We start from the raw sequence: 18,658 nt of genomic DNA on the forward strand, positions 1-18,658 counted from the left end.
GCGCTGCGCGCGGGGTGAGTCCGATCCGCGGCGGAGGGACTGAGGTCGCGCGCGTCGCGAAGGTCATGCGCCACCGACGGAGAACGGCCCGGCCCCCACGCGGGGGACCGGGCCGTTCGCGTCGCGCCCGTCAGGGCAGCGAGACGTTGGTGGTGTTGACCGGCACCGCGTAGATGTCCTCGATGTCGTCGGCGAAGTCGGCCACGATGACGTTGCGCTTGATGCTCATCTTCGGCGTGAGGTGGCCGCTGGCCTCGGTCCACTCCGTGGGCAGGATGGTGAACTTGCGGATCGACTCCGCGCGGGACACCCGCGCGTTGGCCCGGTCGATGGCGCCCTGCACCTCGGCGCGCACCTTCTCGTTCGCCGCGGCGGCGGTGAGCGTCATGTCGGAGGGCAGGCCGTTGTTGGCGAGCCACGTGGGGAGCATCTCGGAGTCCAGGGTCACGAGGGCCGAGATGAACGGCTTGTGGTCTCCGACGACGACGACCTGGCCGACGATCGGGTTCGCGCGGATGGGGTCTTCGAGAGCCGCGGGGGCGACGTTCTTGCCGCCGGCGGTGACGATGATCTCTTTCTTGCGACCGGTGATCGAAAGGAAGCCGTCGCTGTCGAAGGCGCCGATGTCACCCGTCTTGAACCACTCGCCGTCGAACGCCTCGGCGGTGGCCTCGGGGTTCTGCCAGTACTCGCGGAAGACGTTGATGCCCCGCACCTGGATCTCGCCGTCGTCGGCCAGACGCACGCCCACGCCGGGCAGCACCGGACCGACCGAGCCGATCTTCGACTTCGTGGCGAGGTTGACCGTCGCCGGCGCCGTGGTCTCGGTGAGGCCGTAGCCCTCGAGGATGACCACGCCGAGGCTGCGGAAGAAGTGACCGAGCCGGGGGCCGAGCGGAGCCGACCCCGACACCGCGTACACGATCCGCCCGCCCATGGCATCCCGCAGCTTCGAATACACGAGCTTGTCGAAGAGCGCGAACTTGATTCTGAGGCCGAGCGGGATGGACCGGCCGTCCTGCAGACGCTCGGAGTGCTCGATGGCCGCCGCGGCGGCCGCGCGGAAGATCTTGCCCTTGCCGCCGGCCTCGGCCTTCTGCTCGGCCGAGTTGTAGACCTTCTCGAACACGCGCGGCACGGCCAGCAGGAACGAGGGCCGGAACGAGCCGAGCGCGGGCAGCAGCTGCTTCGTGTCGGGCTGGTGGCCGGTCTTGACACCGGCGTGCACGTTCAGCAGCGAGATGAAGCGGGCGAAGACGTGCGCCGTCGTGATGAACAGCAGCGTCGAGGCGCCGGGCGTCTCGACGACCTCGTGCAGCGCCTTGGCGGAGTTGCGGGCGAGCTCGACGAAGTTGCTGTGCACCAGCACGCAGCCCTTCGGGCGTCCCGTCGACCCCGAGGTGTAGATGAGGGTCGCGACATCCGACGCCTTGGCCAGGTGGCGGCGGCGCTCGATCTCTTCGTCGGTGATGTGCCCGCCCCCGGCCACGAGCGTGTCGAGCGCGCCCGTGTGCATCTGCCACACGTCGCGGATGAGCGGCACGTCGCTGCGCACCTCGTCGAGGCGTTCGGCGTGCTCCGCCGACTCCAGGACGACGGCGATGGCGCCCGAATCCGAGAGGATCCACGAGATCTGCGCGGGGGAGCTCGTCTCGTACACCGGCACCATCACGGCGCCGGCGTAGAACAGCGCGAAATCGACGAGCGTCCAGTCGTAGGTCGTGCGCGCGATGAACGCCACCTTCTCGCCGGGCTGGATGCCCGCGGCGACGAATCCCTTCGCGAGCGCGATCACCTGCCGTTCGAACTCGGCGGCGGTGACGTCGCGCCATCCGTCGGCATCGGGCACCGCGAACAACGCGCGGTCGGGGGTCGCCCGCACACGGTCGGCCAGCAGGTCGGACGTGTTGGCGTCCGGGTCGGCGGCGACGAGGGGGGAGAGGTCGAACTGGATCACGGTAACTCCTTTGGCACCGGAAGAACGTCGAGCGGTTCGTCGAGTCTATCCGCACGTCTTTCCCTGCCCCGGGTGAAGTGCGTTCCTCGGACGGGTGTCCCGGGTGGCTAGACTGCTCCGGGCCGGCCGAGCGGTGGGCCCGGAAGGGAACGCGGTGCAGAACGTCGGCATCGACATCGGGGGCACGAAGATCGCGGGCGGCGTCGTCGACGCCGACGGGACGATCATCGAGAAGCTCCGCGTCGACACCCCCATCGACCCGTCGGCCCTCGTGGATGCCGTGGTCGACATGGCCGACCACCTGCGTCGTGCCCACGAGGTGCACGCCATCGGCGTCGCGGCGGCGGGCTTCATCAGCCGCGACCGCAGCACCGTGATCTACGCGCCCAACATCGACTGGCGCGACGAGCCGCTGCGCGCGCGCCTCGAGCAGCGCCTCGACGCCCCCGTCACCATCGAGAACGACGCCAACGCCGCCGGCTGGGGCGAGTACCGCTTCGGCGCGGGCCAGGGCGTGCGCGACATGGTCATGCTCACGATGGGCACGGGAGTGGGCGGCGCCGTCGTCACCGACGGCGAGCTCTTCCGCGGCGGACACGGCATCGGAGCCGAGCTCGGACACCTGCGCTTCGTGCGCGGCGGACACCCCTGCGGCTGCGGGCAGAACGGATGCCTCGAGCAGTACGCCTCGGGCCGCGCGCTGCAGCGCGAGGCGAACGCCATCGCCGACGAGGGCGGGATCGGCGCGGCTCTCGCGGCGGTCCGCGACGAGAAGGGGGCCATCCCCGGTCCCGCCGTCTCGCGACTCGTGCTGGCGGGCGACCCGGGTGCCGTCGAGGCGCTGCGTCGGGTGGCCACGGCCCTCGGCGAGGCCTGCGGGGGCTTCCAGGCGGTACTCGACCCCGAGGTGTTCGTCATCGGCGGGGGAGTCGCGCAGCTCGGTGCCGACCTGCTGGAACCGGTGAAACTCGCGTACGAGACGTCGCTGCCGGGATACGGTGAACGTCCGGTCGCGGAGTTCGCGATCGCACGCTTGGGCAACGACGCCGGTCTCATCGGGGTCGCCGACCTCGCCGGGAAGGAACGCTGACGATGTTCTACTGGCTCATGAAGTACGTGGTGATCGGACCGATCATCAAGGCGATCTTCCGCCCGTGGATGGTGGGCCGGCGAAACATCCCCGTCGAGGGCGCGGCGATCCTCGCCAGCAACCACCTGTCGTTCTCGGACTCGATCTTCCTGCCCCTGATGATCGACCGGCGCATGGCCTTCCTCGCCAAGAGCGACTACTTCACCGGGCGCGGTCTGAGGGGCTGGGCCACCCGCCTGTTCTTCACCGCCACGGGCCAGTTGCCCATCGACCGCTCCGGCGGCAAGGCGTCGGAGGCATCGCTCAACACCGGTCTGGGCGTGCTCGGCCGGGGCGAGCTGCTCGGCATCTACCCCGAGGGCACCCGCAGCCCCGACGGCACCCTGTACCGGGGCCGCACGGGCATCGCGCGCATGGCGCTCGAGGCGCGCGTCCCCGTGGTCCCGGTCGTCATGGTCGACACCGGCGCCGTCATGCCGATCGGTCAGCGCCTGCCGCGGGTGGGACGCGTCGGCATCGTCATCGGCGAGCCGCTCGACTTCTCGCGTTTCGAGGGTATGGAGGGCGATCGCTACGTGCTGCGGTCGGTCACCGACGAGATCATGGTGGCGCTGCAGCGCCTCGGCGAACAGCGGTACGAAGATGTGTATGCGTCGACCGTGAAGGACCGCCTGGCCACCGCGCAGGCGGCGAAGGCGCCCGCGGCGCGCCACTAGACTTCAGGGGTGAATCAGCAGCTCCACGACCTCGACCACTGGCGAACCCTGCCCATCAAGCAGCAGCCCCAGTGGTATGACGAGGCCGCGGTCGACGCGGCATCCGCAGAGCTGGCGACCCTCCCGCCGCTGGTCTTCGCCGGCGAGGTCGACAATCTGCGCGATCGCCTCGCGCGCGCCGCCGCCGGTCAAGCGTTCCTCCTGCAGGGCGGTGACTGCGCCGAGACCTTCGCCGGCGCGACCGCCGAGCAGATCCGCAACCGCATCAAGACGGTCCTGCAGATGGCCGTCGTGCTCACCTACGGCGCGTCGATGCCGGTGGTGAAGATGGGGCGCATGGCGGGCCAGTTCGCCAAGCCCCGTTCGAGCGACGTCGAGACGCGCGGTGACGTGACGCTGCCCGCCTACCGTGGCGACATCGTCAACGGGTACGACTTCACCGAGGAGTCCCGCAAGGCCGACCCGGCGCGGCTGCTCAAGGGCTACCACACGGCCGCCTCGACGCTGAACCTGATCCGCGCGTTCACGCAGGGCGGCTTCGCCGACCTGCGCGAGGTGCACAGCTGGAACAAGGGCTTCGCCAGCACCCCGGCCAACCAGGCCTACGAGAGCATGGCGACCGAGATCGACCGCGCGATCAAGTTCATGGAGGCCGCCGGCGCCAACTTCGACGAGCTCACGCGCGTCGAGTTCTACACCGGCCACGAGGGTCTGCTCATGGACTACGAGCGCCCCATGACGCGCATCGACTCGCGCACGGGCATGCCGTACAACACCTCGTCGCACTTCCAGTGGATCGGTGAGCGCACGCGCGAGCTCGACGGCGCGCACGTCGACTACTTCTCGAAGATCCGCAACCCCATCGGCGTCAAGCTCGGCCCCACCACGACGGCCGAGACGGCGCTCGCCCTCATCGACAAGCTCGACCCCGAGCGCGAGCCCGGCCGCCTGACGTTCATCACGCGCATGGGCGCGGGCAAGATCCGCGACGCCCTGCCGCCGCTGCTCGAGGCCGTCCGCGATTCGGGCGCCACGCCGCTCTGGGTGACCGACCCGATGCACGGCAACGGCATCACCACGCCCACCGGCTACAAGACGCGTCGCTTCGACGACGTCGTCGACGAGGTGCGCGGGTTCTTCGAGGCGCACCGCTCCGTCGGCACGCACCCGGGTGGCATCCACGTCGAGTTGACCGGCGACGACGTCACCGAGTGCCTGGGCGGCTCCGAGATGATCGACGAGGCCACCCTCGCGACCCGCTACGAGAGCCTGTGCGACCCGCGTCTGAACCACCGGCAGAGCCTCGAGCTGGCGTTCCTCGTCGCCGAGGAGCTCGAGAAGCGCTGAGCCGCGTCTCCGTCGCCTCGACGCCCCCGATCCGCTGTGGTCGGGGGCGTCGTGCGTGTGCGTGCGGCGTCGCAGCCCGCGCGCGCCGATCAGCGCACGGACCCGCGCGCTACAGCGTGGGGGTCAGGGTGATCGTCGAGCCCTGGGGCGCGGTGCCGCCGGCCTTCGGGTTCGTCGCGCGCACCTTGTAGATGTCCCAGTACTTGAACCCGAGCGGCAGTGTGCCGTCGTCGATGCCCGCGTTGACCTGGAATCCGAGGTTCTCGAGCGCGTTCACCGCGTCGCGGATCGTCATGCCCACGATGTTGCCGGGGATCTCCACCGGGCGCGGCCCGATCGAGACAGTCAGGGGAACGGTGTCGCCGGGGCGCCAGTTGCCGCCGCCGTCGCGGTCGCCGATGCCGATGATGTTCCCGGATGCCACGGAGTTGCTGTACTCCTCGGTCGTCGACGTCTCGAGTCCCACGGCGTTGAGCGCCCGCTCGGCCTGCGACTGCGAGCGGCCGGTGACGTCGGGGATCGGCCCGAGCGAGACGACCAGTGAGGCCGCGTCGCCTTCGTAGACCGTGCAGCCCGAGGTGCAGTCGATCGCGTTCGCGCCGGAGCGGGGGATGACCGACGCCGACAGCACGGTGCCGTCGCCGGCATCCGCGAACTCCCGCGTCGGGTCGCCGACGCCCACGACGGCCGCCTGCAGGATGCCGGTGACCTCGTCGGCGCTCTTCCCGGCCAGCTCGGGAATCTGATGGGTCGCGGGCCCGATCGATACGAAGACGGTGACGACCGTGTCTTTGTCGAGTCGTTCTCCCGCGGCCGGATCTGTTCCGACGGTCGTTCCCGCCGGGATCTCACGATCGGTGACCTCTTGCGCCTGTCCGCGCAGGTGCTCCTGGATGAGCAGGGCCTCGGCGTCGGCGTAGCTGCGCTGCGAGACGTCGGGCACGGCGACGAGCGATCCCGGGCCGGAACCGAAGTACCAGCCCGTGCCGGCGGCGCCCGTGGCCAGCAGCAGCACGAGCATGAGCATCCAGATGCCGCGGGCGGTGCGGCGGCGGGTCTTCGTGCGGAGCCGGGCCGCATTGTCGGGCTCGTCGGCGGGCGCCGACGGCAGGGACGCGGTCTGGGGCAGCACCTTGGTGAGCTCTCGAGACTCCGCCGCGGTCGCCGGGCTCGTCGTGCCGACCGAGACGGCGCGGGCCACCTGCGGGGCGAGGCCCAGTTCCTTCTCGACGGCGCGCAGGCGCTCGAGCATCACCGCGGCGTCGAGCGGCCGGTCGTCGGGCTCGCGCTCGGTCGACCACAGGACGAGCTCGTCGAGCTGCTCGGGGACGGAGGGGTTCTTCGCGCTCGGGCGGGGCACGGAGTCGGTGGCGTGCTGGTAGGCGATCTGCATCGGCTGCTCGCCCTTGTAGGGCTGCTCGCCGGTGAGCATCTCGTACAGCATGATGCCGAGCGAGTAGATGTCGCTGCGGGCGTCGGCGGTGCCGCGCGTGACCAGCTCGGGAGCCAAGTAGGCGATCGTCCCCATCAGCTGGGCGCCGCTGGCGGTGTTCGCCGTGGTGGCTCGGGCGAGACCGAAGTCGCCGATCTTGATGCGGCCGTCCTCGGCCAGCAGCACGTTCTCGGGCTTCACGTCGCGGTGCACGATGCCGGCGCGGTGCGCGGCGGCCAGCCCCGAGAGGATGGCATCCATGATCGTCAGGGTCTGATCGACGGTGAGGCGCTTGTGCTCGCGCAGAAGCTCGCGCAGCGTGATGCCGGGCAGGTACTCCATGACCAGGTAGGCCATCTCGCCGTCCTGGCCCTGGTCGAAGACGTTCACCACGTGCGGGTCGCTCAGGCGCGCCGCCGAGCGGGCCTCCTGGATGAACCGGCTCTGGAACACCGTGTCGTCGCTGAGGTGCCCGTGCATGACCTTCAGCGCGACGCGGCGCTCGAGGCGCAGATCGGTCGCGACGTACACGGTCGCCATGCCGCCGCGCGCAATGCGCGCGCGGACCCGGTACCGGCCGTCGACGAGACGGCCGATCAGCGGGTCGGCCTGCTGACTCGTGCTCACGGGTCGAGTCTACGGAGCGCCCCCTGGGAGCCCGGGCAACGGCTCACCGCCACCTCAGCCGAGAACGGCGAGCCAGGTGGTCGCGGGCTGCTCCCATTGCGCGTAGCGATCGGGGTAGGCCGAGATCTGCACGGCCTGAGCCGCGTCGGCGTACGACAGCTGCTCCCAGCCCCCGATGTCGAGCAGTCCGCGCGTGTCGGAGCCGTTGGGGTCGGCGGATCCGCCGTAGAAGGCCCGGGTCGATCGGTCGCGGTCGAGGATCTGCTCGGGCGAGCCCCACCCCGTGCTGGGCCGCTGCTGGAAGAGACCGCGCGAGTCGCGGTCGCCCCCGTCGAGGTTGCGCAGCCACGACTCCTGCATCGCGGTGCCGAGGGCGATCCGGATGCCGTGATCCGACACGCCGAGCTCCCGCCCGATCCGGATGATGAGGCGCGCGTTCTCGGACTGCTCGGCGTCGAGGCCGGGAGCGGTCGCCGGGGGGAGCGCCGCCGGGGCGGGAGCCGCCGGAGCGGAGCCGGAGGGGATCCGCAGCACCTCGCCGGGGTAGATGATCGACGAACGCGTGAGGTCGTTGGCCGCGAGGACGGCGTCGATCGAGACGCCGTGGGCGGCGGCGATCGCCGAGACGGTGTCTCCCGGTCGCACCTCGTAGGTGGGCGTCGGGGCGTCAGCGGGAGCCGCCGGTGGCGCGATCGCGGCGACGAGGGCGAGGACTTGGCCGGGGCGGATGACGGCGGAGGCGTCGAGCCCGTTGGCCGCGAGCACCGCCGCGGTGTCGAGGCCGTGGGCACGGGCGATGCCCCAGACGGTGTCGCCCGGCTGCACGGTGTAGGTGGCGGATGCCGCGAGCGCGGCCGTGGCGGGAACGTCGAGCGCGCGGGGCGCCGGCGGCAGCGCCGCGAGGGGCGGGGCGGGTGGTGCCGCGTGCGCGGCGTGCTCGCCCGTGAGGGCCAGGGCGATGGAACCGGCCACCGCGGCCGGCCAGATCGCGGCGACCCGCTTTGCCGTGGAGATCTTCGCGGTGGGCGGCGTCGACGCGGCCGGGGCCGGCGCGGCGAGAGAGGGGAGTCGTTGCATGGTGGGGGATGTCCGTTCTTCCGACTTCCTTCGACGCTCGCACGGGCTGTGAGAGATGTCAACGCGTGGGGCTGGTGTGACGCGTGTGACCCGACCCGGCGCGGCCGCGCCGGCACTCCTGCCCGTGCGGAGGGTGAGATAGTGGCATCGTGACCGACACTTCCCCCTATGAGACCGCCTGGCTGACCCTCCCCGATCTGGTGGAGATCCTGGACGAGCCCCTCGGCCGGGTGCGTCGCCTGCTCGATGAGAACTACCTGGTCGGCTCCCGTCGGCACGGTGCGCTGCGTGTTCCCGAGGTCTTCCTGGTCGACGGTCGTCCCCTCGCGTCGCTGCGCGGCACGATCATCGTGCTGCACGACGCCGGGTACGACGAGGACGAGACGATCGACTGGCTGCTGACGCCCGAGGACAGCATCGGCGTCGCCCCCATCGAGGCGCTGCGCGCCGGTCGCAAGAGCGAAGTGCGCCGCGTCGCGGCGTCGCTCGCCTGAGCCCATCGCCCGCTCGGGCGCCGGATGTCGCCGCGTCAGGCGGAGCGTTCGGTGGCCGCCCGCGCCAACGCACGCAGTTCGCCGACGGCCGAGGCGCCCAGGCGCGTGTCGGTCAGGGCGGCGTCGGCCCGACGGGCGTAGTCGGCGATGAGCTCCTCGGTGCGAGCCAACGCGCCGGTGTCGACGATCGTGCGCTGCAGGCCCGCGATCCGGTCGGCGTCGAGGGTGGCGTCGCCGAGCAACGCGTCGATCTCGCGGCGTTCGGCCTCGGGCAGCGATTCCCGGGCGTAGGCGACGAGCACGGTGCGCTTGCCCTCGCGCAGGTCGTCGCCGACGGGCTTGCCGGTGACGGCGCTGTCGCCGAACACGCCCAGCACGTCGTCGCGCAGCTGGAAGGCCATTCCCACGTCGTGCCCGAAATGCCCGAGGGCCTCGAGCTGCGCGTCGTCGGCCCCGGCGAGTTCGGCGCCGATGAGCAGCGGCTGCTGGATGCTGTAGCGCGCCGACTTGTAGGAGGCGATGCGCAGCGCCCGCTCGGCGTGGGTGTCGTCGGGGTAGACGACGTGGGCCGACTCCTCGGCGACGTCGAGGAATTGCCCGATCGTGACGTCGCGGCGCATCCGCGCGTAAGCCCGCCGGGTGGCACCGGCGGTCGCGGCTCCGTCGAGCCCTTCCTCGAGCAGGTCGTCGCTCCAGGCGACGAGGAGGTCGCCCAACAGGATGGCGCCCGAGCGTCCGAAGGTCTCGGGGTCGCCGGTCCACCCGGCTTCGCCGTGCGCGTTCTGCAGGGCGCGGTGCGCGGCCGGCTGACCCCGTCGCGTGTCGGAGTTGTCGACGAGGTCGTCGTGCACGAGGGCCGCGGCGTGGAACACCTCGAGCGACGACGCCACCGCGAGGGCGGCGTCGTCGAGGCCGTGCGCCTCGGGGTGGTCGAGCTCGTCGACCGCGCGCCAGCCGGTGAGGCAGAAGCGCGCGCGCAGGCGCTTTCCGCCGCGGAGGGCGGCGGCACCGGAGCGGGTGAGCGCTTCGGCCTCGGGGCCGAGCATGGCCGCGTACGATAGCTGATCAGAGAGGAACTTGTCGAGTCGCTGGGAAACAGCTTCGATCGGTTCCGGGGAGGCTGGCACGGGCCTAGCCTAGTGATCCACGCCGCGCGTAGAATCGTCCGCACCGAACAACAGAGGGGGATGCATGCCACTCTCCGAACAGGAGCAGCGTCTGCTGGATGAGATGGAGCGCCATCTCATGAGCAACGACACCGATGTCGTCACCGCCCCCAGTCGCGCCCTGAGCTATCGCAACATCGTCCTCGGCTCGATCCTCGTTCTCGCGGGGCTCGGAGCGCTGGTGGTCGGTGTGTCGATCGGCTTCAACACCGGGTTCCTCGGCATCGCCATCGGCGTCGTCGGATTCCTGCTCATGGTGGGCGGCGTCGTCTTCGCCGTCACGCCGATGCGCGGTTCGGCTCCCACGGCGCCCGTCGCCTCCGCCTCGGGTGCACGCGCCCCTCGCGCGGCGAGCACGTCGTTCATGGACCGCATGAACGATCGGTGGGACCGCCGCCGCGAAGGGCACTGACCCTCCCGCATCCTGAATCAGCACCGGCTCTTCCGAGCCGGTGCTTTTTCGTGCGCCCGGGGAGCGGGTTGCGACGGAATGGGGCGAGTGGGGGAGTGCCCCTTTTTCGCCGTGCCCCCTCCCTTTTGCTCCACCGGCCGTCTTCACACGGTGTTCGACCGTTCTCGAGCCGCGGAAAGACGCGGATCTCGTCGCGCCGTCGAGGGAGGGCCAGCAACAGTACACGGCGGCATTCCTTCGCGGAAGATCGCAGGATTCGATAGCTAAGTGGAGGGCAGTGGAGTAAAGTGGGGGAAACTTCGCTGGCCGGACGAAGGGGGTGGACGCTCGAATGCTGCTCGGAACGCACAGCCCCAAGCTCGACGACAAAGGGCGCGTCATCCTGCCCGCGAAGTTCCGTGACGATCTCGGAGCCGGAGTGGTGATCACCCGGGGGCAGGACCGCTGCCTCTACGTGTTCAGCACCGAGGAATTCGAGCGCGTGCACGAGCGGATCCGCGAGGCCCCGCTCAGCAACAAGCAGGCCCGCGACTTCCTGCGCATGTTCCTCTCGGGGGCCAGCGCCGAGAAGCCCGACAGCCAGAACCGCATCACCGTTCCCCCGGCGCTGCGCGCCTACGCCGGGCTCGGTCGCGAGCTGGTCGTCACGGGTGTCGGCGCCCACGCCGAGATCTGGGATGCCGAGGCCTGGAACGCCTACGCCGAGAGCAACGAAGACACGTACGCCGAGATGGAGCAGGAGGTGATCCCGGGACTGTTCTGACCCTCCGGCTGTGATGTCCAGCCGCACGCCCTGACGCACTTCCCCGGCGCCAGGTCCTGCGGATGGGCATCAGAGCCCGAGGATTCGGAGCCCGACATCATGGACATCCGCGACATCCACACCCCCGTCCTTCTCGAACGCTGCGCCGAGTTGCTGGCGCCCGCACTCCAGCGCCCCGGCTCCGTCTTCGTCGACGGCACGCTGGGCATGGGCGGGCACTCCGAGGCCTTCCTCGAGCGCTTCCCGACGACCCGCCTGATCGGCCTCGATCGCGACACCGACGCCCTGCGCATCGCGGGGGAGCGGCTGGCCCGTTTCGGCGACCGCGTCACCCTCGTGCACACCGTCTACGACGGCATCGCCGAGGCCGTGGCATCCGCGGGGGTGAAGAAGGTCGACGGCATCCTCTTCGATCTCGGAGTCTCGTCGCTGCAGCTCGACGAGGCCTCCCGCGGCTTCGCCTACGCGCAGGACGCCCCGCTCGACATGCGCATGGACCAGACCAGCGGCATCACCGCCGCGCACGTGGTGGCCACCTACGGCGAGGGCGATCTGCGTCGCATCTTCGAGCGGTACGGCGAAGAGAAGCTCGCCGGCCGCTACGCCCGGGCGATCATCGCCGCTCGCGCCGTCGCGCCCCTGGAGCGCTCGGGTCAGCTGGTCGACGTGCTGCAGGCCGCGACCCCCGCCGCCGTGCTGCGTGAGCGCCACCCCGCCAAGCGCGTCTTCCAGGCGCTGCGCATCGAGGTCAACGCCGAGCTTTCCGTCCTCGAACGCACGATCCCCGCGGCCCTCGGCACCCTCTCGGTCGGCGGGCGCATCGTCGTGCTGTCGTACCAGTCGCTCGAGGATCGCCTCGTCAAGCGGGTGTTCGCCGACGCCTCGACCTCGACCGCCCCCCGGGGGCTTCCCGTCGAGCTGCCCGAGCACGCGCCGAAGTTCCGCCTCCTCGTCCGCGGAGCCGAGCTCGCCGGAGACGACGAGCGGGCCGTCAACCCCCGAGCCACCCCCGTGCGTCTGCGCGCGGCCGAGCGAATCCAGGAGGACGCATGAGTGCCACCCAGACCGTCGATGCGGACTTCCTCCCGGATTTCCCGGCGCCGGTGCGCGAACCGCGCCGACTCCACGCCGTCGCCCCCGCGCGTCGCCGCGCTCCGCGCCGCCTGTTCGGCGTGATCGCCGTCACCGGCGCGCTGGCCATCGTGCTCGTGCAGATGGGTCTCGGCATCCTGACCACTCAGAGCTCGTTCGAGATCGCGTCGCTCACCCAGCAGCAGCGCGACCTGACGTACCAGAAGCAGATCCTCGCCGACGACAACGCCGGGCTCAGCTCGCCCCAGTACCTCGCGGCCAACGCCGCCGCCCTCGGCATGGTCATCGACGAGTCGCCGACCTACCTGCGCCTGAGCGACGGCGCCGTCATCGGTAGCGACAAGCCCGCCGACGCCGTCTCGTCGGTGGATGCCATGGGCCGAGGTTCGGTGCGCAACGCCCTGATCGCCGACAAGCCGCTCGTGACCAACCCGCAGGCGCCCGTCGCCCCCGCGGCCGCGGCGCCGACGGACCCGGCGGCGGCGGCGCCGACGGACCCGGCGGCCCCCACCGACGCCACGCCCCCCGCCGAATCGGCGACACCCCCGTCGATCAGCGACGGTCTGCCGACTCCCGCGACACGATGAGACCCATGACGACGACTACCCACCGGTCCCCTCGGCGTCGCACCGTCGTCGCTCTCGCGATCGTCCTCACCGTCCTGCTCGCCTTCGTGGTGCGCCTCGTCGACATCCAGGTCGTCAACGCGAAGGAGCACGTCGACGACTCGCTCGCCATGGGGCTCCAGAACTCCCGCGTCGAGTACGCCTCGCGCGGCTCGATCGTCGACGAGAACGGCGTGATCCTGGCGTCGAGCGTGAACCGCTACGACGTGCAGGTCGACCCCATGCTCGCGATCAAGGGCGTGACCACCCGCGACGACGACGAGAACGAGACCACGACGGGATGGCCCGAGATCGCCGCGAAGATCGCGGCCGTCACGGGGCAGGATGCCGCCGACGTCGAGGCGAGCGTCACCGACGCCGTCGCCGACAACCCCGACTCGCGCTACGCGATGATCACCAAGAACGTCTCGACCGAGCAGTACCGCGCGCTGGTCGCCCTCGGTCTGCCGTTCCTGAGCTTCCCGCCCCAGGCCGGCCGCGTGTACCCCGACGGCGCCGTCGGCGGAAACCTCATCGGCTTCGTCGGCAGCGACGGTCAGCCCCTCGCCGGGCTGGAGGCGGCCGACAACGACTGCCTCGCCTCCACCAACGGCAAGGTCGTCTTCCAGCAGAGCCGTGACGGCGTGGTGCTGCCGGGCACCGAGACCGTGGCCGAGCCCGCGGTCGACGGCGGCACGCTCAAGCTCACCGTCGATCGCGACCTGCAGTGGTACATGGGCCAGCTCATCGCCGAGCAGGTGCAGAACACGGGATCGCTGCGCGGCACGATCACCGTCGTCGAGGCCAAGACGGGCAAGATCCGCGCGCTGGCGGAGTACCCCACCGTCGACCCGAACAACCCCACCGCGACCCCGTCGGAAGACCGGGGGAGCCGGGCGTTCTCGAGCCCCTTCGAGCCGGGCTCCACGTTCAAGGCGCTCACCACCGCGATCGGTCTGGACAGCGGCTCGTACACGCCCGAGACCACCGTCACCGCGTCGTCGCGCGAGGTGCTCGGCGGCGACGCCCGCGTCTCCGACGCGTTCTCGCACGGCCCCAACGTCTACACGCCCGCGGGCGTGCTCATCGACTCCTCGAACGTCGGCATCTCGAAGTTCGGCGAGATGATCCCCAAAGAGACGCGCTACGACTACCTGCAGAAGTTCGGCATGGGCTCGCTCAGCGCGATCGACTTCCCGGGCGAATCCGGCGGCATCCTGCACCCGGCCCAGGACTGGGACACGCAGACGTTCTACAACACCACCTTCGGTCAGGGCCTGTCGGTCACCGTGCCGCAGCTCGTGGGCGCGTACCAGACCATCGCCAACGGCGGGCTCAAGATGCCGCTGTCGTTGGTCGAGGGGTGCACCGCCGCCGACGGCACCGTCACCGACGTCCCGTCGACCGAGGGCACGCAGGTGGTCTCCACCGACACCGCGCGCGCGGTGTCGCTCATGCTCGAGAACGTCGCCACCCAGGGCGAGCTGGCCTCGAAGATCGCCATCCCCGGCTACCGCATCGCGATCAAGACCGGAACCGGCGAGAAGGTCGACGAGAACACCGGGGCGTACAAGCCCGACGCGTACTTCACGACCATGATCGGCTTCGCGCCCGCCGACGACCCGCAGTACGTCGTCGCGGTCAACCTCGACGAACCGCGGACGGTAAAATCGTCGGCGGCCACCGCCCCCGCGTTCCAGAAGGCCCTCACGCAGGTTCTCAAGACCTACCGCGTGATCCCGTCCGGAACCACGACCCCCGAACTGCCCAAGTTCGGCTGAGACACCGCCGACGCCGGTCTCGTCTCGGTAACGAATGCGACACGGAAAGGGCGTCCGCACAGCAATGATCTCCACCAGCCTCTCCCACCTCGCCGACGTGCTCGGCGGGCGCCTCGTCGTCCGCGGCACCGACACCCCCGACACCACCGTCTCGGGCGACGTCGACACCGACTCGCGCCTGATCGAGCCCGGCGGCATCTTCGTCGCCAAGCCCGGCGAGGCCACCGACGGCCACCTGTTCGTCGCCGCCGCGGTCGAGCGCGGGGCGGCGCTGGCGATCGTGGAACGCGAGCTCGACGACGCGGTGAGCCAGATCGTCGTCGCCGACGCCGTGGCCGCGCTCAGCGACCTCGCCCGCGACGTCGTGGGTCGCGTACGCGCCGGGGGAGACCTGAGGATCGTCGGCATCACCGGCTCCAACGGCAAGACGACGACCAAGAACCTGCTGGCCCGCATCCTCTCCGACGAGGGCGACACCGTCTCGCCCCGCGCCTCGTTCAACAACGAGGTCGGCGCTCCTCTCACGATGCTCCGCGTCACCGACGACACCCGCTACCTCGTGAGCGAGTTCGGCGCGAGCGGCCCCGGGGCCATCGCCCACCTCGCCGGCCTCGTCACCCCCGACATCGGCGTCGTGCTGATGGTCGGCATGGCGCACGCCGGGGGCTTCGGCGGCATCGAGTCGACCTTCCACGCCAAGAGCGAGCTCGTGCGGGCGACGCGTCCCGGCGGCCTCGCCGTGCTCAACGCCGACGACCCCCGGGTCGCCGCGATGGAGCCGATCGCGCGCGAGCGCGACCTCGAGGTGCGGTGGTTCGGCCGGGGCGAGCGCGCGCAGGTGCGGGCCGTCGACGTCGAGGTCTCGGCATCCGGCACCCGCGCCGATCTGCTGGTCGACGGCGAGCCCCACACCCTCACCCTGCACGTGCTCGGCGAGCACCACGTCATGAACGCTCTCGCGGCCCTCACGGCGGCCATCGCCCTCGGCGTGTCGGCGGCCGACGCGATCGCGCGACTCGAGACCGTCGAGATCGCCGAGCGGTGGCGCATGCAGCCGCTCGGCTCCGACCGGGTGCGCATCATCAACGACGCGTACAACGCCAGCCCCGACTCCATGGCCGCAGCTCTTCGTACCCTCGCGCAGATCACCGGGCCCGACGAGCGCACGGTCGCGGTCCTCGGCGCGATGAGCGAGCTCGGGGAGTACGCCGACGAGGAGCACGATCGCGTGGGCCTGCTCGCGGTGCGCCTGCGCATCCAGCGCATCGTCATCGTGGGGCCCGAGGCGCGGCGCATGTTCCTCGAGGCCATCGCCCAGGGGTCCTGGGACGGCGAGGCGGTCTTCTTCGCCGACGCCGACGCCGCCTACGACTATCTCTCGACCGAACTGCGCGACGGTGACCGCGTGCTGGTGAAGTCGTCGAACTCGGCGGGGCTCCGGCATCTCGGCGACCGTCTGGGAGACTTGTTCGCGTGAGATCACTTCTGACGTCGGCGGCGATCTCGCTGGCCTTCACCCTCTTCCTCACCCCGGTGTTCCTCCGGTGGTTCCGGAAGTGGGGCTGGGGTCAGGTCATCCGCACGCCCGAGAACGTGCACAACCCCTCGCACGGGGCCAAGCGCGGCACGCCCACCATGGGCGGCACGATCTTCATCCTCGGCACGATGATCGGCTACTTCATCGGCTCGTACGCGGGCAACAACCCGCCCACGATCTCGGGCCTGCTCGTGCTGTGGCTCATGCTCGGCTTCGGCGTGGTCGGCTTCATCGACGACTACATGAAGATCCGCCAGCAGCGCAGTCTCGGCCTCTCGGGCTGGCGCAAGATCGCCGGCCAGGTCATCGTCGTCGTCCCCTTCGCGATCGTGGCGCTGAACGCCCGGAACGCCTTCGGCCAGGCCCCCGCGTCCGAGTACATCTCGGTCTTCCGCGACATCCAGGTGCTGTCGCTGTTCGCCCTCGGCCCGATCCTCGGGTGGCTGCTGTACCTCGCGTGGATCTCGCTCATCGGCACGGCGGCGTCGAACTCCGTCAACGTCGCCGACGGCCTGGACGGGTTGGCCGCGGGATCGGGCATCTTCGTCGTCGGCGCGTACAGCCTGATGGCCTTCTGGCAGAACAAGCAGATGTGCGCCGACGTGCTCGACGCCTCGGTGCAGGCCGGATGCTATGCCGTCCGCGACCCGTTCGACCTCGCCATCGTCTCGGCGTCGTTCGTGGGCGCCCTGGTCGGATTCCTCTGGTGGAACGCCCCCAAGGCCAAGGTCTTCATGGGCGACTGCGGGTCGATGGCCATCGGCGGCGTCATCGCCGCGATGGCGATCTTCACCCGCACCGAACTGCTGCTCGTGCTCATCGCCGGCGTCTACGTCATCGCGTCGGGGTCGGTCATCCTGCAGCGCGCGTACTTCAAGATCACGCGCGGCAAGCGCCTGTTCCTCATGAGTCCGCTGCACCACCACCTCGAGATGAGGGGGTGGCCCGAGGTCACCATCGTGGTGCGCATGTGGATCATCGCGGGGCTCCTCGCCGTCTCCGGCATCGGTTTCTTCTACGTCGAATGGCTCGCACGCGTATGACCTCTCTCGCCTCCCTCACCAGCTGGCACGCCGACTGGAAGGGCCTGCGCGTCGTCGTGCTCGGCCTGTCGGTCACCGGGTTCTCGGCCGCCGACACGCTCAGCGAGCTCGGCGCCGACGTGCTCGTGGTGACCGAGCGGGCGGATGCCGAGTACTCGCGGTTGCTGCCCGTGCTCGGCGTGCGGCTGCACGAGGGCCCGCTCGACACCGTCCCGCACGAGCTCACCGCGTTCGCGCCCGACGTGGTCGTGGCCTCGCCCGGATTCGCGCCCCACCACCCCGTCATCCGGTGGACTCAGGAGCAGGGCATCGCGCTCTGGGGCGACGTCGAGCTCGCGTGGCGCGTGCGCGACAAGGTGGTGCGTCCCGACGGCCGCCCCGCCGACTGGGTGCTCATCACCGGCACCAACGGCAAGACCACCACGACCCGGCTCACGGCCGAGATGCTCGTGGCGGCGGGCCTGCGCGCCGCTCCCGTGGGCAACATCGGCACCCCGGTGCTCGATGCCGTGCGCGATCCCAACGGGTTCGACGTGCTCGTCGTCGAGCTGTCGAGCCACCAGCTCTGGTACCTCAACCTGCAGACCGGCGACGACGCGCTGTCGCCGCACGCGGCGGTGTGCCTCAACCTCGCCGACGACCACCTCGAGTGGCACGGCGGGGCCGACGCCTACCGCGACGCCAAGGCCGGCGTCTACGCCCGCACGCGCGTGGCGTGCGTCTACAACAAGGCCGACGACGCCACCCGCGAGATGGTCGAAGACGCCGAGGTCGTCGAGGGCGCCCGCGCCGTCGGCTTCGACCTGGGCGTTCCGGGGCCGAGCGACGTCGGTGTGGTCAACGGCATCCTGGTCGACCGCGCCTTCCTCGAGGAGCGCGCCACCTCGGCCCTCGAGCTGACGACCGTCGCCGACCTGGCCGCCCGCGGCCTCGCCGCCCCCCACGTCGTCTCCAACATCCTCGCCGCGAGCGCCCTCGCGCGCTCGCTCGGCGCGACGCCGGCGCAGATCCACGACGCGCTCGAGCGGTTCCGTCTCGATCCGCACCGCATCCAGGTCGTCGGCGCTCACGCGGGCGTCACCTGGGTCGACGACTCGAAGGCGACCAACCCGCACGCGGCGGCCTCGTCGCTCGCCGCGTACCCGGGCTCGGTCTGGATCGTCGGGGGTCTGCTGAAGGGCGTCGACCTCGGCGAACTCGTCCGCGCCCGCGGTGGTGCGGTGCGCGCCGCGATCGTGATCGGCACGGTGCGCGACGATATCGTCGCGGCGTTCGCGCGACACGCCCCCGCGGTGCCGCTGTTCGAGGTCGACCACGCCGAGACTGAAGACGTCATGGCGCAGGTCGTGGAACTGGCGGCGGCCGTCGCCCGGGACGGAGACACGGTTCTCCTCGCCCCGGCAGCGGCGTCGTTCGATCAGTTCTCGTCCTACTCCGACCGCGGCGAACGCTTCGCCGACGCGGTGCGGACGTGGATCTCGCGGCACGACGACGGAGCATCTCGATCGCAGGACTGAGG

16 protein-coding genes are annotated in these 18,658 nt (G+C 70.8%); 12 read left to right on the forward strand and 4 right to left on the reverse strand.

What is annotated here, in order from left to right:
• Nucleotides 1-130: 130 nt before the first annotated feature.
• A complete protein-coding gene (locus ASG45_RS08440) occupies nucleotides 131-1,957 on the reverse strand; it encodes an AMP-dependent synthetase/ligase (RefSeq protein ID WP_055835483.1) in 1,827 nt (608 codons plus the stop codon).
• Nucleotides 1,958-2,111: 154 nt separating this feature from the next.
• Here ASG45_RS08440 and ASG45_RS08445 point away from each other — a divergent pair, with 154 nt between their 5' ends.
• From ASG45_RS08445 to ASG45_RS08455, 3 genes are read left to right on the forward strand one after another with little or no spacing between them, the layout of a single operon-like run.
• On the forward strand, nucleotides 2,112-3,047 hold the full coding sequence (locus ASG45_RS08445) for an ROK family glucokinase (protein ID WP_055835486.1): 936 nt from the start codon (nucleotides 2,112-2,114) through the stop codon (nucleotides 3,045-3,047).
• A gap of 2 nt (nucleotides 3,048-3,049) precedes the next feature.
• A complete protein-coding gene (locus tag ASG45_RS08450) occupies nucleotides 3,050-3,763 on the forward strand; it encodes a lysophospholipid acyltransferase family protein (protein ID WP_055835489.1) in 714 nt (237 codons plus the stop codon).
• Nucleotides 3,764-3,772: 9 nt separating this feature from the next.
• Nucleotides 3,773-5,110 carry a class II 3-deoxy-7-phosphoheptulonate synthase gene (locus ASG45_RS08455; RefSeq protein ID WP_055835493.1) on the forward strand — a complete coding sequence of 446 codons (1,338 nt, stop codon included), beginning with the start codon at nucleotides 3,773-3,775 and terminating at the stop codon, nucleotides 5,108-5,110.
• Nucleotides 5,111-5,219: 109 nt separating this feature from the next.
• Here the strand turns inward: ASG45_RS08455 and pknB are convergent, their stop codons facing one another.
• Nucleotides 5,220-7,169 carry a Stk1 family PASTA domain-containing Ser/Thr kinase gene (pknB, locus tag ASG45_RS08460; RefSeq protein ID WP_055835496.1) on the reverse strand — a complete coding sequence of 650 codons (1,950 nt, stop codon included), beginning with the start codon at nucleotides 7,167-7,169 and terminating at the stop codon, nucleotides 5,220-5,222.
• A 54-nt stretch (nucleotides 7,170-7,223) separates the two neighbouring features.
• Nucleotides 7,224-8,246 (reverse strand): lytic transglycosylase, encoded by a 1,023-nt coding sequence (locus ASG45_RS08465; protein ID WP_055835499.1) that lies wholly within the window; start codon nucleotides 8,244-8,246, stop codon nucleotides 7,224-7,226.
• 149 nt (nucleotides 8,247-8,395) lie between these two features.
• On the opposite strand from ASG45_RS08465, the gene ASG45_RS08470 reads away from it, so the two are divergent.
• Nucleotides 8,396-8,740, forward strand: a complete 345-nt coding sequence (locus tag ASG45_RS08470) for an Rv2175c family DNA-binding protein (protein WP_055835502.1) — start codon at nucleotides 8,396-8,398, stop codon at nucleotides 8,738-8,740.
• Nucleotides 8,741-8,775: 35 nt separating this feature from the next.
• Here the strand turns inward: ASG45_RS08470 and ASG45_RS08475 are convergent, their stop codons facing one another.
• Entirely contained in the window at nucleotides 8,776-9,867 is a 1,092-nt protein-coding gene (locus ASG45_RS08475; RefSeq protein ID WP_055835505.1) for a polyprenyl synthetase family protein, read from the reverse strand.
• 64 nt (nucleotides 9,868-9,931) lie between these two features.
• Between ASG45_RS08475 and ASG45_RS08480 the strand changes: the two genes are divergently transcribed.
• The 8 genes from ASG45_RS08480 to murD all read left to right on the forward strand — a co-directional run bounded on the left by ASG45_RS08480 (nucleotide 9,932) and on the right by murD (nucleotide 18,656).
• Nucleotides 9,932-10,318: a DUF3040 domain-containing protein gene (locus ASG45_RS08480; RefSeq protein ID WP_055835507.1), complete on the forward strand. Its 387-nt coding sequence runs from the start codon at nucleotides 9,932-9,934 to the stop codon at nucleotides 10,316-10,318.
• Nucleotides 10,319-10,649: 331 nt separating this feature from the next.
• Nucleotides 10,650-11,081, forward strand: a complete 432-nt coding sequence (gene mraZ, locus ASG45_RS08485; protein WP_055835511.1) for a division/cell wall cluster transcriptional repressor MraZ — start codon at nucleotides 10,650-10,652, stop codon at nucleotides 11,079-11,081.
• A 99-nt stretch (nucleotides 11,082-11,180) separates the two neighbouring features.
• Complete coding sequence (gene rsmH, locus ASG45_RS08490; protein WP_055835514.1) at nucleotides 11,181-12,134, forward strand: 16S rRNA (cytosine(1402)-N(4))-methyltransferase RsmH; 954 nt, start codon at nucleotides 11,181-11,183, stop codon at nucleotides 12,132-12,134.
• The gene (locus ASG45_RS08495; protein ID WP_055835517.1) at nucleotides 12,131-12,760 is read left to right on the forward strand and encodes a hypothetical protein; all 630 of its coding nucleotides are present in this window, start codon (nucleotides 12,131-12,133) and stop codon (nucleotides 12,758-12,760) included. The genes rsmH and ASG45_RS08495 overlap by 4 nt, the downstream gene beginning before the upstream one ends.
• A 5-nt stretch (nucleotides 12,761-12,765) precedes the next feature.
• On the forward strand, nucleotides 12,766-14,559 hold the full coding sequence (locus tag ASG45_RS08500) for a peptidoglycan D,D-transpeptidase FtsI family protein (RefSeq protein ID WP_055835520.1): 1,794 nt from the start codon (nucleotides 12,766-12,768) through the stop codon (nucleotides 14,557-14,559).
• A 64-nt stretch (nucleotides 14,560-14,623) separates the two neighbouring features.
• Nucleotides 14,624-16,036, forward strand: coding sequence for a UDP-N-acetylmuramoyl-tripeptide--D-alanyl-D-alanine ligase (locus ASG45_RS08505; RefSeq protein WP_055835523.1), 1,413 nt, complete (start codon nucleotides 14,624-14,626; stop codon nucleotides 16,034-16,036).
• Nucleotides 16,033-17,139, forward strand: a complete 1,107-nt coding sequence (gene mraY / locus ASG45_RS08510) for a phospho-N-acetylmuramoyl-pentapeptide-transferase (protein WP_055835525.1) — start codon at nucleotides 16,033-16,035, stop codon at nucleotides 17,137-17,139. Before ASG45_RS08505 ends, mraY begins: the two co-directional genes overlap by 4 nt.
• Nucleotides 17,136-18,656, forward strand: a complete 1,521-nt coding sequence (gene murD / locus ASG45_RS08515) for a UDP-N-acetylmuramoyl-L-alanine--D-glutamate ligase (protein ID WP_055835528.1) — start codon at nucleotides 17,136-17,138, stop codon at nucleotides 18,654-18,656. Before mraY ends, murD begins: the two co-directional genes overlap by 4 nt.
• The last annotated feature ends 2 nt before the right edge of the window (nucleotides 18,657-18,658 follow it).

This window comes from Microbacterium sp. Leaf436, assembly GCF_001424715.1.
GTDB lineage: Bacteria > Actinomycetota > Actinomycetes > Actinomycetales > Microbacteriaceae > Microbacterium.